This is a genomic window from Stenotrophomonas sp. Br8 (genome assembly GCF_014763005.1).
Lineage (GTDB): Bacteria > Pseudomonadota > Gammaproteobacteria > Xanthomonadales > Xanthomonadaceae > Stenotrophomonas > Stenotrophomonas lactitubi.
The window spans coordinates 265,763-279,760 of sequence record NZ_JACGTN010000008.1 but is presented as its reverse complement, the minus strand read 5'-3'; the positions used below and the strand labels follow the sequence as shown (position 1 = coordinate 279,760).

General features: G+C 64.2%; 15 protein-coding genes and 1 pseudogene. 2 read left to right on the top strand and 14 right to left on the bottom strand.

Features of this window, described 5'->3' with window-relative positions; genetic code table 11:
- Positions 1 to 10 precede the first annotated feature (10 nt).
- The 3 genes and pseudogenes from H3005_RS20925 to H3005_RS09360 all read right to left on the bottom strand — a co-directional run.
- Positions 11 to 307 (bottom strand): annotated as a pseudogene (locus H3005_RS20925) (GFA family protein); the annotation flags it as partial.
- Between the two features lie 122 nt (positions 308 to 429).
- Positions 430 to 1,332 carry an aspartyl protease family protein gene (locus H3005_RS09365; RefSeq protein ID WP_331273757.1) on the bottom strand — a complete coding sequence of 301 codons (903 nt, stop codon included), beginning with the start codon at positions 1,330 to 1,332 and terminating at the stop codon, positions 430 to 432.
- A gap of 112 nt (positions 1,333 to 1,444) precedes the next feature.
- Positions 1,445 to 1,603, bottom strand: a complete 159-nt coding sequence (locus H3005_RS09360; protein ID WP_191078016.1) for a hypothetical protein — start codon at positions 1,601 to 1,603, stop codon at positions 1,445 to 1,447.
- Positions 1,604 to 1,725: 122 nt separating this feature from the next.
- Between H3005_RS09360 and H3005_RS09355 the strand changes: the two genes are divergently transcribed.
- Positions 1,726 to 2,172 (top strand): hypothetical protein, encoded by a 447-nt coding sequence (locus H3005_RS09355; RefSeq protein ID WP_191078015.1) that lies wholly within the window; start codon positions 1,726 to 1,728, stop codon positions 2,170 to 2,172.
- Between the two features lie 73 nt (positions 2,173 to 2,245).
- On the opposite strand, the gene H3005_RS09350 is transcribed toward H3005_RS09355, so the two are convergent.
- From H3005_RS09350 to H3005_RS09315, 8 genes are all read right to left on the bottom strand, one after another.
- Entirely contained in the window at positions 2,246 to 3,820 is a 1,575-nt protein-coding gene (locus H3005_RS09350) for an alpha/beta fold hydrolase (RefSeq protein ID WP_191078014.1), read from the bottom strand.
- A 125-nt stretch (positions 3,821 to 3,945) separates the two neighbouring features.
- On the bottom strand, positions 3,946 to 5,217 hold the full coding sequence (locus tag H3005_RS09345) for a carbohydrate porin (protein ID WP_191078013.1): 1,272 nt from the start codon (positions 5,215 to 5,217) through the stop codon (positions 3,946 to 3,948).
- Positions 5,214 to 6,611 (bottom strand): cytochrome c, encoded by a 1,398-nt coding sequence (locus H3005_RS09340; protein ID WP_100552569.1) that lies wholly within the window; start codon positions 6,609 to 6,611, stop codon positions 5,214 to 5,216. Before H3005_RS09340 ends, H3005_RS09345 begins: the two co-directional genes overlap by 4 nt.
- On the bottom strand, positions 6,608 to 8,248 hold the full coding sequence (locus H3005_RS09335) for a GMC family oxidoreductase (RefSeq protein ID WP_100552570.1): 1,641 nt from the start codon (positions 8,246 to 8,248) through the stop codon (positions 6,608 to 6,610). The genes H3005_RS09340 and H3005_RS09335 overlap by 4 nt, the downstream gene beginning before the upstream one ends.
- Positions 8,249 to 8,294: 46 nt before the next feature.
- A complete protein-coding gene (locus tag H3005_RS09330) occupies positions 8,295 to 8,828 on the bottom strand; it encodes a sugar dehydrogenase complex small subunit (RefSeq protein ID WP_100552571.1) in 534 nt (177 codons plus the stop codon).
- 1,062 nt (positions 8,829 to 9,890) lie between these two features.
- Complete coding sequence (locus H3005_RS09325; RefSeq protein WP_100552574.1) at positions 9,891 to 10,241, bottom strand: hypothetical protein; 351 nt, start codon at positions 10,239 to 10,241, stop codon at positions 9,891 to 9,893.
- Between the two features lie 123 nt (positions 10,242 to 10,364).
- Positions 10,365 to 10,946 carry a hypothetical protein gene (locus H3005_RS09320; RefSeq protein WP_100552575.1) on the bottom strand — a complete coding sequence of 194 codons (582 nt, stop codon included), beginning with the start codon at positions 10,944 to 10,946 and terminating at the stop codon, positions 10,365 to 10,367.
- 39 nt (positions 10,947 to 10,985) lie between these two features.
- Positions 10,986 to 11,606 carry a hypothetical protein gene (locus tag H3005_RS09315; RefSeq protein WP_133120072.1) on the bottom strand — a complete coding sequence of 207 codons (621 nt, stop codon included), beginning with the start codon at positions 11,604 to 11,606 and terminating at the stop codon, positions 10,986 to 10,988.
- A gap of 428 nt (positions 11,607 to 12,034) precedes the next feature.
- Here H3005_RS09315 and H3005_RS09310 point away from each other — a divergent pair, with 428 nt between their 5' ends.
- Positions 12,035 to 12,775, top strand: coding sequence for a DNA/RNA non-specific endonuclease (locus tag H3005_RS09310; protein ID WP_100552577.1), 741 nt, complete (start codon positions 12,035 to 12,037; stop codon positions 12,773 to 12,775).
- Between the two features lie 83 nt (positions 12,776 to 12,858).
- Here H3005_RS09310 and H3005_RS09305 read toward each other — a convergent pair whose 3' ends face one another.
- Genes H3005_RS09305 through H3005_RS09295 form a run of 3 tightly spaced genes read right to left on the bottom strand, consistent with a single transcriptional unit; the run spans position 12,859 to position 13,990 of the window.
- Positions 12,859 to 13,089, bottom strand: coding sequence for a hypothetical protein (locus H3005_RS09305; protein ID WP_100552578.1), 231 nt, complete (start codon positions 13,087 to 13,089; stop codon positions 12,859 to 12,861).
- Complete coding sequence (locus tag H3005_RS09300; RefSeq protein ID WP_100552579.1) at positions 13,086 to 13,505, bottom strand: VOC family protein; 420 nt, start codon at positions 13,503 to 13,505, stop codon at positions 13,086 to 13,088. Before H3005_RS09300 ends, H3005_RS09305 begins: the two co-directional genes overlap by 4 nt.
- An 11-nt stretch (positions 13,506 to 13,516) precedes the next feature.
- Complete coding sequence (locus tag H3005_RS09295) at positions 13,517 to 13,990, bottom strand: AraC family transcriptional regulator (protein WP_100552580.1); 474 nt, start codon at positions 13,988 to 13,990, stop codon at positions 13,517 to 13,519.
- Between the last annotated feature and the right edge of the window lie 8 nt (positions 13,991 to 13,998).

Below are 13,998 nucleotides of genomic sequence, written 5' to 3'. Positions count from 1 at the left end.
GATAGAACAGGTGCATCGTCGGCGAAAACGCTTCATCCAGCACGCCATCAGCGGCTCGAGCAACTACCGCGTTGGGAACCACGCGCATTCCAAGGCGATTGGTTCCAAACAACACATCGCCGCAGTTCAGGCAGAAGGTCTTGGAAAGCTGCTTGGACGGGTGCTGGAACCGCGCATTCTTCACCCCTGAAACGGTCACCGATTCCGCCGCCCATGCGGTGGCCGAGAGCATCGCAACGCCGTAGAAATCCCTGCAGGTTGCGCAATGGCAGTTCGCCCGCGCAGCGGGACTGCCGTGCAGTTCCATGGTATTTGCGCCGCACAGGCAGGTGATGCGAAGGGCCATGGACGTCTCTTGAAGGGAATGGCTGGCGAGGAGTGTGCTGTTACCGCTCGCCGTTCACAAGAGGCGATGGAAGGCTGAAGCCTCTACTTCCTGGCCGGGTCCACGCCAACGTACTGGTTCCGTCGCAGATAGACCTCACCCGTCTTCATGTCCAGCAGCATGTTGAACTGCCGGAGAACACCCGCGCCGATCGTACCGTCGCCGGTGGAGGCGTCATCGTCGATTGGGAAGGATGCAGCAGGCTTGCCGATGGCCAGCCCCTGGATGCCAGCCGAGGGGACCCGCACATCCACTGCACGGATGACATTGCCCGCGCTGCCCGTAGATCGGGAGGTCCCCACCTTCTGGGTGAACACTTCCATCAGGCCATGGCGCGAGCTGTACGCATAGCTGAGATCGATGGAGCCGTTGCTTCCCGTATCCAGTGCCAGCCACGGTTTGAAGATGGCGTCGCCGTTGCCGAGCGTGACTTCGATTGCGGGTGTGTTGTCGATCCAGCGGACGTTGGCGCGGGTATAGCCGGTTACATCCGGCAGGCTACGATGGACGAGCAGCTGCTGCCGGTCGTAATCGATCTCGACCACCTTCCCTTCAAAAAACTTCCATCCCAGAACCGCATCAAAGGGACGGTTCCTGTAGTCGACCACTACCGCGCCCATGCGCGTATGCAGCCCGCCGATCTCCACGTCGTTGCGCGTGCTGTAGTCCATCGTGGTGACGCCGTCTGAACCTATGTTCTCAGTGCGATCATCGATGACCACCGATGCCTTCGGCACGATGGCGCGCGATATGGCCAATCCGTCCGCGCCGGTGTCCACCAGGAATCGCAAGGGCTCGGACCTGTTGACGCTGCCGCGGACGTAGATCCGGTGGTCCTTGTCCTGCTCGAACGGGATAGCCACCGGCGTGGCATTGGCGCCGGCACTCGCACCTGAAGCGGCTGAAGTGATGGCGGCAGCCAGCAGAAAATGCAGGATTCCAGGCACGGGCGACTTCCCTTTCGTTTGGCGATAGTGGCGTGGCACCTGATGGATGCTGCCAATGCGGGAAAGGTTTAAATCGATGCCGGTGCTGCGGGTGATACCGACCGATGGGGTGTCACTGCGGTGGCGCTGACGGAACGGGAGCGTCGCGCTTTTCTGGCGGTGTCACGTCAGCAGATGCGTACTCCCGCGCCTTCACGCGAAACGGGGCAATGCAGCCGGCAAGGCTGATGCAGATGGAGAGGGAAAGTGCGATCAGGGCCAGTGTTTTCATCGAGCTGCCAGGTTGTGCGGGGTATTCTTGGAGCGCCATGGTCAGGTGCTCGTGGCTATAAGTCCATAGCCCTCTGCCGCTGTCGGCATGCTGCCCCGTGGTAGGCTGGCCCAGCAGAACCCGTGCACGATATCGCAGCTGCATTCCCCTCCGGGATGACGTCCATGAAGAACCCACCCGTACCTGCCGCCGAGTCGGATCGTGCAATGGAAGGCCAGTCGCCCAACCTGTTTGCCGCCCTGCGCGATCTGCTGCTTCCCTACAAGGCCGATCTTCTCGTCGTGCATGACGAGGACGATCACTTCTACGCCAATTGCAGGAACGTAGACGCCAAGGGCAAGGCTCAGTTCTTCAGCGCGGTGAAAGTATCGGGTCGCAGGCATTCATTCCATTTCATGCCCATCTACACCTTCCCCGACTTGTTGGCCGGCATCAGCCCGGCCCTGAAGAAGCATATGCAGGGGAAGTCCTGCTTCAACTTCGATGCCTGGGATCCAGCGTTGCTGCACGAACTGCAGATGCTGATCGAACAGGGTGTCTCCCGCTACCGGGTGGTCGGCAAGCTCTGAGCACACCACGCGGCATCTGCCGCCGGTGTGCCCACGGAGCGGCCGCGCCCTCAACGGCGGGCGCGGCATGGATTCAGTGCAACGGCACCTTCAGCACTGATGGCGCGGATGCGGGTGAACTGAAGGTCACCGCCCCGCCCAACTGGCTGATGCCTGCATAACGCAGGTCCACCGTATCGACCACCAGCGTCAGGCGACTGCCGGCGGGAATGTTCCAGCTGCTCGCTTCCAGCCGCAGATCGAGGGTGGTCGCCTGGCCCGGTGCAACGCCGCGCAGGGTGTAGGGCTTGTGGCTGATCAGCTGGCCATTGCCCAGCACATCTTCCGCGTACAGATAGGCATACAGCGTGGTGTTGGCGCGGCTGGGGGTGACGGTCACGCGCACTTCCGGCGCACCGTCCAGGCGGCGTGCGTTCCAGTAGATCGGCCCCTGCCAGACGCCTGCAGCGTTGCGCCCGATGAAAGGCACGTATGCACCCGGCGGAAGGTTGATCATCTGCAGCGAGCCCGACACCATCGCCACGCCGGAATTGGCAGCGGTAGGCAGGCCGCTGCCGATGCGGTAATTCCAGCCATTGCTGCGCCCGTTTTCAACCAGGCCTCCGGTGGGCAGAAGCAGGCCGCCGGGTGCGGTCAACGCGTAGCTGACCGCGCCACTGTTGGTGGCCTGCCAGTTCGGGTAGCTGCTCCAGCTTCCCTTCTGTGACTTCAGCTGCACCGCCGGTTCGCGGTCGATGCCGTTGGTCACGCCCTTGAGGTAATGGTCGAACCAGTCGCCCACCGAGTCGTAGACCTCGTTGGGAATGCCCAGTGCGCCCAGGGCCTCGTTGAGGGCGTGGTCGCCGTGGCGCAGCTGCAGCTGCTTGGGGCCTTTCAGCTGGTTGAAGAAATCCACCAGCTGACCCGGCGGAAACAGGCTGTCGTTGAAGGCGTTGGCCAGGAATACGGCCGGCTGGTTGGCGTTGATTTCGTTGATGCTCGCAGCGGGGCTGCGGATCGCGGCCACCGGCAACAGCGATTCCACTGCGCCCTGATAGTTGCCGACCACCACGTTGCGGTTGATCGTGGCCAGTTCGGACCCGGGGCGGCCGGTGACCAGGCCGGCGGCCACCAGCAGTGCGATTCCCTGTGCACTTGGGGTGTCGTTGGCGTACAGCGACGCCTGCAGGTCGGCCCATCCGCTGAGGGCGGCCACTGCCTTGATGCGGGGATCGCGTGCGGCCGCCAGCAGGCTGGTGCCGGCGCCGTAGGAGATGCCCGAGACGCCGATCCGCGCCGGGTCGGCCTGGGTGTTCTCCAGCGCCCAGTCGATCAATGCGCTGACATCCTCGACCGTGGCTGGCCCGGCGATGTCGATGGCCCCGCCGGACTCCCAGAAGCCGCGCGAGCTGTAGCTGATGACCACGTAGCCGCGTTTGGCCAGCGACTGTGCGACCCCTACGTACTCCACGCTGGGAACGGCCCAGCTGCTGGGCATCACCAGCAGCGGGTACTTGCCGCTACCCGCGTCCTGGGGCTCGATGACAAAGACCCCAAGGGGTGTGCCGTCCCAGCTGGGAACGGTGCGGTGGGTGGTCTTGACCGTGGCGGCCCAGGCGGTGGGCGCCAGTCCGGTCAGCAGGATCAACAGCAGCAATACCTTGCGCATCGTCGTCTCTCCCCGTTGTTGGTGGTGCAACGGGTTGGACCGTACCAGTGCGAATGGTGGCTGACACCTTGCGCCGCAACATGCGGTGGCGGCCCTGCCACCCCACGCCACGGGCCTGAATGCGCCTACAGCGTCGCCTGCGCCTGCAGGGTGAACACCCAGCTGTCGGGTCGGCTGGCATAGGCGCCGGGACGTGCCACGTACTGAACCGCCGGCCGCAGCACCAGCCACGGGGCGACCTGCACGCCGTAGTTCAACTCGACGAACTGCTCGTTGCTCTGCACATCCTTTCCGGTCAGCTGCTGATGGCGAGCGAGCCGGTCGGAGATGTCCAGCCGATTCCAGGCCAGGCTGAGCACATCATCCTCGCGCGACGCGATCACGCCGCGCCAGCTCACGCCCGCTTCCCACGAGTAGCGCATCAGCCCTGTCTTTGCATCGGCACGGGTGGCCACGCCGAACACCGAGATGCCGCGCACCGTATCGCCCTCGGGCTTCCACACGCGCTGCGCGGCCTGCACGTATGAACCGCTGCGATGCGAGGCGCGAGGTGCGGCCGGATTACCGATGTCATCGGCGTTGGAGGTGTCCAGGTAGTAGCCGACCTTGTAGGTGCCGCCATAGTCCTCGCCGGACTTGCCGTGGCTGTAGCCCACTTCCACGGGCAGGAACAGACCGGTCTTTCCCCTCGTCGAAACACGAAAGCCACTGTTGGCCTGCTTGCGCGTCGGGTTGACGTCGTAGATGCTGGTCTGTGCGTACCAGCCCGACGGATCGTTCCACTTCACCCGCAGGCCCCACTGGCCCGTCGGGTTGTCCAGCCACCCGGAGCTGTAGATCGGGCCCAGCGGATGCCCGCATTGACCGTTGTTGTTGAAGTTGCAGGTGTAGGGCAAGCCACCGAAGTCGTTGCCCATCGAGTAGAAGCCCCCTTTCAGGCTCAGCCGCTTGTCCAGCAGCAGCCGCTCGTAGGAGAGCTCGTTGAAACGCAGGTTCTGGCCCTGGCCATAGAAGGCCTGGTTCTGGATATAGGAACCGGTGGACCGCTCGTTGATGGCGTTGCCGAAGCGGTCGGAGAACACCACGCGCAGCGTACCGTCGAAGCCGAGTGCTTTGCCGGTATCGATCGTCGCGCCCAGATCGATGTGTTCGGCGGTGGACCAACCACTGCCCTTGTAACCGTCGCTGTTGACGCCGCTGCCGATCACGATGCGTGCGCTGGGGGTTACACCACGGTCCTGCAGCCAGAGGCGCGCGGCCCAATCCGCACTCAGCGGCGTCTGCACGATGCTGTCGACCGGTTTGGGCTTGGCGGTGGCACTCGCTTCGGCGGCCGACACCGGGCCATTGGCCACGAGCAGGAGCAGGCCGAGGCCGTTCAAGGAGAGCAGCTTCATGCTGCGGCCCTCCTGTCCTTGCGCTTCTTCCAGGCGCGCCGCACCAGCAGCACGACGCCGACCAGCGCCAGCACGGCAACGATGAGCATCGGCAGCCACAGCCGTGCGATCTTCGCCAGCAATGGCTTCTCGCCGCCGGCGCGGGTCAGCGCCACCTGAGCCTCGGTGACCTGGTCGCCCGGCCCGAACTGTGTACGCACGTAGGTCGCCACCGCTGCGATATCGGCGTCACTCAGGTCCTGCACGAATGAGCCTTTCGAGAAATGCGGCATCAACGCGTGTTCGCCATGCACATCGCGGTCGATGCCGCCGATGATGGTGGCGATGAGGTTCTGCGGGCGGGTCATGCCGACGGTGGTGTTGTGCACCAGGGAGGGGTAGTACCCGTCCCTGCTGCCCTCGCCCCGCGATCCATGGCAGCTTGCGCACAGTCCCGAATACAGTACTCCGCCCGATGCCAATGCCGCACCCGTGCCGCGTACCGGTTGCTCGCCCGGCGTAGCGGCGGCATCGCCCCAGGCAAAGGCGGCCCGCGTGGCGTCAGGATCGGCCACCGCCGGTACCGTGCGCAGGTAGGCAACGATCGCGGCGATATCCTCGTCCTGCAGCTTGGACAGGCTGTTGCTCACTGCTTCGGCCATGCCGCCACCGGCCTGCGCCTTGCCGGCGACACGGCCGGTCTTCAGGTACTGGGCCAGTTCTGCATCGCTCCAGCCACCGATACCGCTGGTGGGATGGGAGGTGATGTTGGGCGCGTACCAGTCCCCCAGCGATCCGCCGGCGAAGGCCTTGCCGCTCACTTCCTGCATCATCAGCCCGCGCGGGCTGTGGCAGCTGGAGCAATGCGCCAGGCCTTCCACCAGATAGGCGCCGCGATTCCATTGCGCACTCTTGCCTGCATCGTGCTTGAACGTTTCCTTGTCCAGGAACAGCAGGTTCCACACCGCCATGGACTGGCGGATGCTGAAGGGGAACGGCAGTTCGGTCGCGTGCGCTTCCTCATCGACCGGCGCCACCTCCGTCATGAAGTAGCTATACAGCGCGTGGATGTCCTCGTCGGTCAGCTTGGCATACGAGGTATAGGGCATCGCCGGATACAGATGGGCGCCATCCTTGCGCACGCCTTCACGTACCGCCTTGGCGAAGTCATCTTCGCTGTAGAGGCCGATGCCATGGCTCTTGGAGGGGGTGATGTTGCTGGCCCAGATCTCACCCAGCGGGGACGCAATCGCGTAGCCGCCGGCGTAGGGTTTGCCCTGTTTCGGGCTGGTGTGGCACGCCACGCAGTCTGCGGCGACCGAGAGGTAGCGCCCACGTTCGGCGACCTCGTCTGCGCGCGCGGATTGGCTGGCTGCAGCCAGCAGCATCAGCAGAGCCGACGCGAAGGTCTTCATGCCGCACGCTCGATGGCATCTGCAGCCCGCAATGCCAGCGCGGCCATGGTCAAGGTGCTGTTGACCACGCTGGCCGATACCATCGGACCACCGCCTGGCAGCCACAGGTTCGGGTGGTCGTGCGCTCGGCAATTGCCATCGACCACCGAATCGCGCGGGTCAGCGCCCATGATGGTCGAGCCCATGATGTGGTTGTTGGCGTTGAGCGCCGTGGTGATGACGAATTCCTCGGCGTTGAACAGCGAGCCGATATGCCGCAGCTGTTTGCAGGACTCGTCATAGCCCTTGCGGGCGTAGTCGCCCAGCGAGTAGTGGATGTCCGGGCAAGCCAGGCCATGGCCATCGACCCGTGTCTTCGACAGCGTCAGCCGATTGCTCGGGTCCGGCAAGGGTTCCAGGCTGATCGAAAGATCGACGCCGAAGATCGCGCGACGGCGGATTTCTGCATCCAGCGCGTCGCCAACCAAGCCTTTCTTCAGCGCCTGGTCGGTGGCGATCGCCACGCGGCTGATGTTGTTGAGGATGATCTTGGTGGCCGAGTACTGCGAGCGGAAGGCACCGTCGCGCGGACCGACCATGCAGCTGGACTGCGCCGGTCCGCGTCCCAGCCAGATCGGGCGATCGGCGATGAACGAGCAGTGGAACCCGGAGTGATCGAGCATGTTGCGCCCGACCTGGTCGGAACTGTTGGCGATGCCGTTGGGGTTCTGCTCGTTGGCGGCAAGCAGCAGCAGTCGCGGCGTCTCCAGCGCGTTGCATGCAATCACGAAGCTGCGCCCGGTGGCCTTGTGGCTGACCTTGTTGTTGTCATACCAGTGAATGGCCGTCACCCGGTTCTGCGCATCGGTGTCGATCCTGTAGGCCACTGCTTCGGCCAGCACCTGCGCACCCAGTTTCTCGGCCGCTTCGATGGTATGGATGCCGTTGTACATCGCGCCGATCGGGCAGATCGGCTGGCAGTTGTTGTTGCCGCAGCAGGCCGGCCGATCATTCCACGGCGTGACCATGCGACCCTGCGGAATGGGCACCAGGTTGTAGCCGTGCGGATTGACCACCTCGGCGAACACCTTGTCGCCGTTCCCCCAGGGAATCATGTCGGCCAGGTACGGCTTGGATCGCTCGGAGGGGCTCTGCTTGCCCGGGTCGTTCGGCCCGGAGACACCCATGGCCTCTTCCGCGCGGCAGTAGTACGGCTCGATGTCGTCGTAGCTGATCGGCCAGTCGCGCCCTACCCCATAGGTGGACTGCATCTTGAAGTCCACCGGCAGGTGGCGCCAGCAGGAGGCGGCCCAGTGCCAGGTGGTGCCACCCACCGCCTTGATGAAGCCCTGGTGGAAGCTGCTGGCGTCCGGGCCGGTCAGGCCCACGTAGTCGTTGGCCGGGAAATACAGCGGCGCGGTGGCCAGCGGCGACTGCGGATATGGGCCCTGGAAGTCGCTGCCGATGCGTCGCTCGAAGCTGACGTTGCGCCAGTTTTCAACCACGTCGGAGCGATGCAGGCGCGGGCCGGCTTCAAGGACCAGAACCGATTTTCCGGCACGAACCAACTGATGGGCGATCAATGCGCCGACGACGCCCGAACCGACGATCACAACATCGGCATCGGCGTCGCCATCACGGAAAACCGGAGCTTTCATGAGGGGGAATCCAGATCAATTACGGGAAAGAGATGAAAGCGCTGGCTCAGCCGTGCGCTCGTACCGTCGGCGGCGGCGCAGCCGTCCACCACGCAGGGCCACCTTGTGCGTAGGTCGGCGGGAACAGACCATCGTCCACCGGGCGCTGCATCAGCGCGTCGCGATAGGAGACGGTGATCGCCTGCGGGCCCTTGCCGACGCTGCCGGTGTACCAGGCAGTGATGATGGCCAGCGCTGTGGGACGTGCATCGCCAGCCGCAGCCAGCAGTGCTTCGGGGCCTTGTGCCTGTTGCGCCTTGGCCGCGAGTGCCGGGAACCGGGCGTGCATCTCAGGATGCAGCTTGGCGAATGCGGCTTCGATGCGGCCGGCGGTCGCCGGATCGAGATCGGTCTTGCCCGTCAGCGCCTGAGACAACTGTAGAAAGCGCCCGTCCGCCGGCTTTGCTGGGGCGGCATTGGCAGCGGTTGCTGGCACCTTGCCGTTGCAGGCCACCAGCAACGAAGCCGAGCCGACGGCCAGCAGGAAGGTTCTGCGCGTCAGGCCTTGCCCACTCCCTTCCAATCCCTCGGGAACACTCATGATGTGGACTCCTGATGCGTCACTTCTTCGGCTGCCCCGGACCGCGACGCGGGGGGCACCTACAGGTGAAACTGTAACGCACCTGCTCGTCGTCGCGGGGTGAGTGGGAGGGGCGATACAAGGGCCACGTGCGCTCCCTTTCAGCGCCAGAGGCGGTGGATTTTCGTTGGTGGCAACGCGATCCCGTCACGCCCGGAGAACGCGCTCAGCGCTAGAAACAAGGGGGTTTTCCACTCTGGAGTCTGGCCATGCGGGTACTACTGTTCTGTGCCGTGGCGGTGATGGCATTGTCGGCCTGCGACCAGGCCGAACGGACCGATCAGGCACAGCATGCCGATGCGGTTCGGCAAACCGCACCAACGGGCAGCGAGCCGGCGCGCAACGTGCCTGGCGGCGGCAGCGGGACCGCAGCCTCCGAGGACCAGGCATCGGGAACGGACGCCAACGACGGAAAGGATGCCCCGCCACAGCCTCCTGCAAAGCGTTGAGCTCCAAAAGGACGACCCTCAGCTTGCCGTAAGGGTGCTCGATCCCATGCTGGCGCCATGGGGCGTTCAAAGGAAAAGCCGCCGCGACAGAACACCGTCGCGGCGGCCTGGATCAGGCGTTTTCAACGAGATGTGAAACTCGACCTGACGTGGATTCACGCCGACAGCGCTTGAGCAGTGGCATGTTTGCACCGCTACCAGAGAGGTCTGCTCCATGCCCGATACCGGACTCTTCTACGTCTTTTCAGTGGATTACGCGGCCGACGCAATGGGCGGCCCCGATCAGGTCAGCTCGATCACCTTTCGCTGCAACCAATGCCACCACGTGTCCCGCACTGAAGCCGGCGTCCAGCGTGTAAGCGGGGGTACGCTGCTGACCTGCGGAAAATGCGGCGCCCACCAAGCCGTCAGCAACGCGCGCTTCGTCGACTGCATGCCTCCGCCTGCAGCTCTGCGATCTGCAACTGCTCCAGGTGAACGGTAAGGTCGCTACCCCGGCACCTTTCGTAATCCACTACGTCCACTCCATCCCCTGACATCCATCACGCCAGCGTTGTCAGGCGTTGCGGGCTGCTCAGGTGCTGGTGGTACTGGCCACGATGCCTGCGGGCTGCTGCCGCAAGGGCATGCAATGTCTGCTCGACGGCGCAACGCGCTCGTGGGTGGCGGCGAGAACCTGGTTCACGCGATGAAGCGTGCCACGACCACCGGGTTCGATACCGATGATGTAGACGAAGCGGCCATCGCAGCGCGACTGGGCCGATTCAAGCCCCTCTGCTTCAGCAAGGACACGCTTCAACGTCTTTTCCCAGGCTCTGCCCGGAGCCGATGCCAACTCCACCACCACCGCAGTTTCCCCGCAGTCCAGCGGCATCACCTCCACGCGCAGGATGCGTGGCGTCCTGATGGTCTCGGCGCTACCCATTTTGAGTCCTCCTCAGCATGCGACGGCGGCAGTATCCACGCCCGGCGCCAAGGCGGCGTCAAGAATGGATGGCCGTTGCGTGCAGATCGGCCTCTGCCAGCTTTCCCGCGTGAGCCATTGACATCAAGGCGTGACCAGATGCTGCCCGCCCTTTTCTTCTGCCGGCGGGGGCACTGCGGGAGCGCTGACAAATTCATGGCGTGCGAGCAACCAGGCGTGATCGGCAGCCAGGGCGGCTCTCGCCTGTGCCTCCCGATCAATGACGCTGACCAGATTGCCCGTTATCCGCAACAGTGTCTCGGTGTCCACGCGGAAGGGTGAAACGTCGCCAACGTAGATATCACCGATGTAGTTGAGCTTGCCCGCCTCGATCGTGAAGCTGACTGCCTGGGGCTCGGCAATGGCGATGCCCTGCTGCCCGATGCCAACCCAGCCGATGTAGTAGCGGCCAGCCTTGATGGGGCGGGTCTTCAGGCCCTTTGCGCAGGTGGCTACGGCATCGAACCTGTACGGCCCCCAGAAGCCGGTCGACGTATTTCCAGACAGGTAGAGCTGCACGAAGTTGATCTGATCTGCGCAGGTGACCGAAGTGGCCAGAATCCCTTCGTCCGGCTTGAGCTTCTTCGATTCCTTCATGTTCTCGATACCCGCGCAGGCCGTTGTAGACAGCATCAGCAGCACTGCCGCCGCAATGATTCGCTTCATTTTCCAGGTTCCGTTGAAATGCTGGGTGTCACGCGGGGACTACCGCATCTGCAATGGTGGTGCGAGGTACGCGTTGCACTTTTCGCCGCAGGCTCTCAACTCTTCTTCGAGCGCGTCGCTGGACGGTGCGCCCTGCGCGGGAACGGCCAGCTGGCGTCGGAAGGGATACCGCGCGAGCAGCCATCCCTGCTTCTCTTCGAGAAGGCGTCGGGATTCGGCTTCGCGGTTGCGTACCGACACCCAGCGATCGCTGTTGCCGGTGTGGCTGTACAGCCCGAACACGATGATCTCGCCGACGTAGGTGATCACGCCGGGCTGAACATCGAAAACGAGCGCCTCACCTTCCTTCACCAGACCCATGAAGCCGTAGCCATGTTCGATAAGGTGGCCGATGTAGTGCCGCCCTGCCTTCATCCGCAAGGACACCAGTCCCGCCTTGCAGCCCACATCGAAGTCACTGCGCCTCTCGGCAAATGCGCCGCCGGAATCCGCGCCGCTGGGAAAGAGGGTGACGTAGTTGATGTTGCTTTGGCAGTTCATCGACATCACCACCATGCCCTCGTCTGTGGCGAGCGGGATATCGGGTCTGGCCAAGTAGGAGGTGCAACCGCTCATGGGTAGCGCGCAGAGTGCTGCGGCCGCGATGGAAGTCCATTTCATCTGCGTATGCCCTTTTTCGGGCGAGCATAGCGCCAGCGCTGCGCGGCCGCTACGGGGCATCGAGCCGCTCACTCGTGATGCGTCACGTTAATCATCGGCGAGCGCTCTGCAGGCAGGTCTCGCCCAGGCAACGGCCACGCCACTAGCAGCTCTTCTTTTCATGCATGGGTGCCCTGATCTGACAGGAGCCCAGTGCTTGCGCGCAGTCACACCTTCGCACTTTGGTCGTTGACCTGCTGGCGTCAACAAATGACGCTAACGACACCGCAGCACTATTCCTAGTGCCCTTCCGCGGTCGAGATCCCAGGCAGTACCGGCCACGGCCGGGTCGCGTCCCCAATACCTGTCACCGCATCGTCCTTCACACGGAAAGGCCTGGCCTGCCGTGGTGGACGGCTGCGCCTTGCCCATACCCATGGAGATCCGCAATGCGCCTTGCCACGTTCTTCTTTGCCCTTGTTTTCAGTACCTTTGCCGGGGCTGCACATGCTCAGGTCGTGACCCTCAACAAGGGCGGGTACGTATTGACCTATGACTGCAGCATCCACAGCGCGACCCGATACGAATACACACTGGTGGCCGACACCGGCTCGGCCGCCCGCCCGTCCAGCTTCTACAAGGACCCGGACCTGCCGGCCGGCTGCCTCGGCCAGACCAGCACCGCCTCCTATGCCAGCGTGCAGTCCGGCTATGACCGCGGCCACCTGGTGACGTCCAACCACATGGACTACGACACCACCTACATCCGCCGCGCCAACTACATGACCAACATCGTGCCGCAGGTTTCCAGCTTCAACCAGGGCATCTGGGTGAAGGCCGAGAACGTGGCCGAGTGCTATCGGGACATTGCCCCGGTCGACGTCTATGGCGGCGTGGTCTATGGCGATGCGTCCAATGACTATTTCCTGTCCAGCCATGGCATTCCGACCCCGGAATTCTTCTGGAAGACGATCATCACCAAGGATCCGAACACCGGCACCGCCAAGGCCATCAGCTGGATCATTCCCAATGAAACGGGACTGGGCAGCCTGGACAGCTATCTGGTCACCATCGCGGATCTGGAAGAGTTGCTGGGCGCCAGCTACGTGGCGATCAACGCACCGGCGTCGCTGAAGAACATGCTGCCCAGCGCCAGCTGGCCGCTGCCCAGCGGTTGCGATCTGAGCTGAGCACCCAACGGCCCGACGGAGTGCGCTCCGCCGGGCCCATCACGCCCGCCGGCTCAGCCTGGGTGACCCTCTGCTGGGCAGCCTCAAGGTGCCGCCTCGGCGCGCGAACCGAGAGCTCCGCGCCGGTAGTGCAGCGCAAACAGATACAGCCCGGTGAACAACTGCAGGAACAACGGCGGCAGCGGCGAGTACGTGATCCACGCCGGGGGCTCGCCCTGCCCGATCCCGCGCGCCACGAAGTTGGCGATCACCGCCAGGGTGAAAACGATCGAGGTCCAGCGGTGCACGGGACGCGCCCAGCCACCGGCCCTCATTGTGGCTTCCTCGCGGGGCGCTCGATCATCTTCCAGCCATTGCCGGACGGATCACGGAATCCGGCATCCACCGCACCGTAGCGCTCCACCGGCTCCTGGGTGAATTCCACGCCACGGGCCTGCAGTTGTTTGTAGCTGGCCCGGCAATCATCCACCGCCAACACCAGCGGCGGCATCGCGCCCTTGGCCACCATCTGCTGCAGGGTCAGCGCAGTGGCTGCGTCGTGCACCGGCGGCCCCGGCTTGAACAGCCCGAGCTGGAAACCGCCCTCGTCGCCCGAATGCACCGTCAGCCAGCGATAGTCGCCGCTGCCCACGTCGGTGTGCACCTGGAAGCCGAGTTTGTTGACGTAGAAATCGAGCGCTGCATCCTGGTCATGCACATACAGGCCGACCACATTCACCATGCCAGTCATAGGATCCTCCCTCAGGTGGGATCTACGCTAACAAGGCCGCTGCGACGGCGCTTCTCCAAAACTGCGATCTTCAGGTCCGGACGCTGCGCGGCACGGGCGTGGCACTCGGGAACGGGGCCCTGCGCCGGGGAGATTGCACGCTGGCGGTCGCGGATGGCGCCGGGGCTGTCGCCGGTGATGTCGCGGAAGATCCGGCCGAAGGTGCCCAGGCTGGCCCAGCCGGTCTGCAGCGCGATCTCGGTGATCGGCAGGTCGGTATCGCGCAACAGAGCGACGGCGCGCTCGATGCGTCGACTGAGCAGATAGCGGTGCGGCGGCACTCCGAACGCCTCCTTGAAGGAACGCGCGAAATGGGCCGTGGAGACCGCACTGACCTGTGCCAGCCGTGCCACCGGCCAGTCCTCATGGCTGGCCCGATCCATGTGATCTTTTGCGCGCAGCAGGCGGCGCAGCAATTCCGGACTCTGAGGGGAGTGGGCGGCCATAGGTGCGG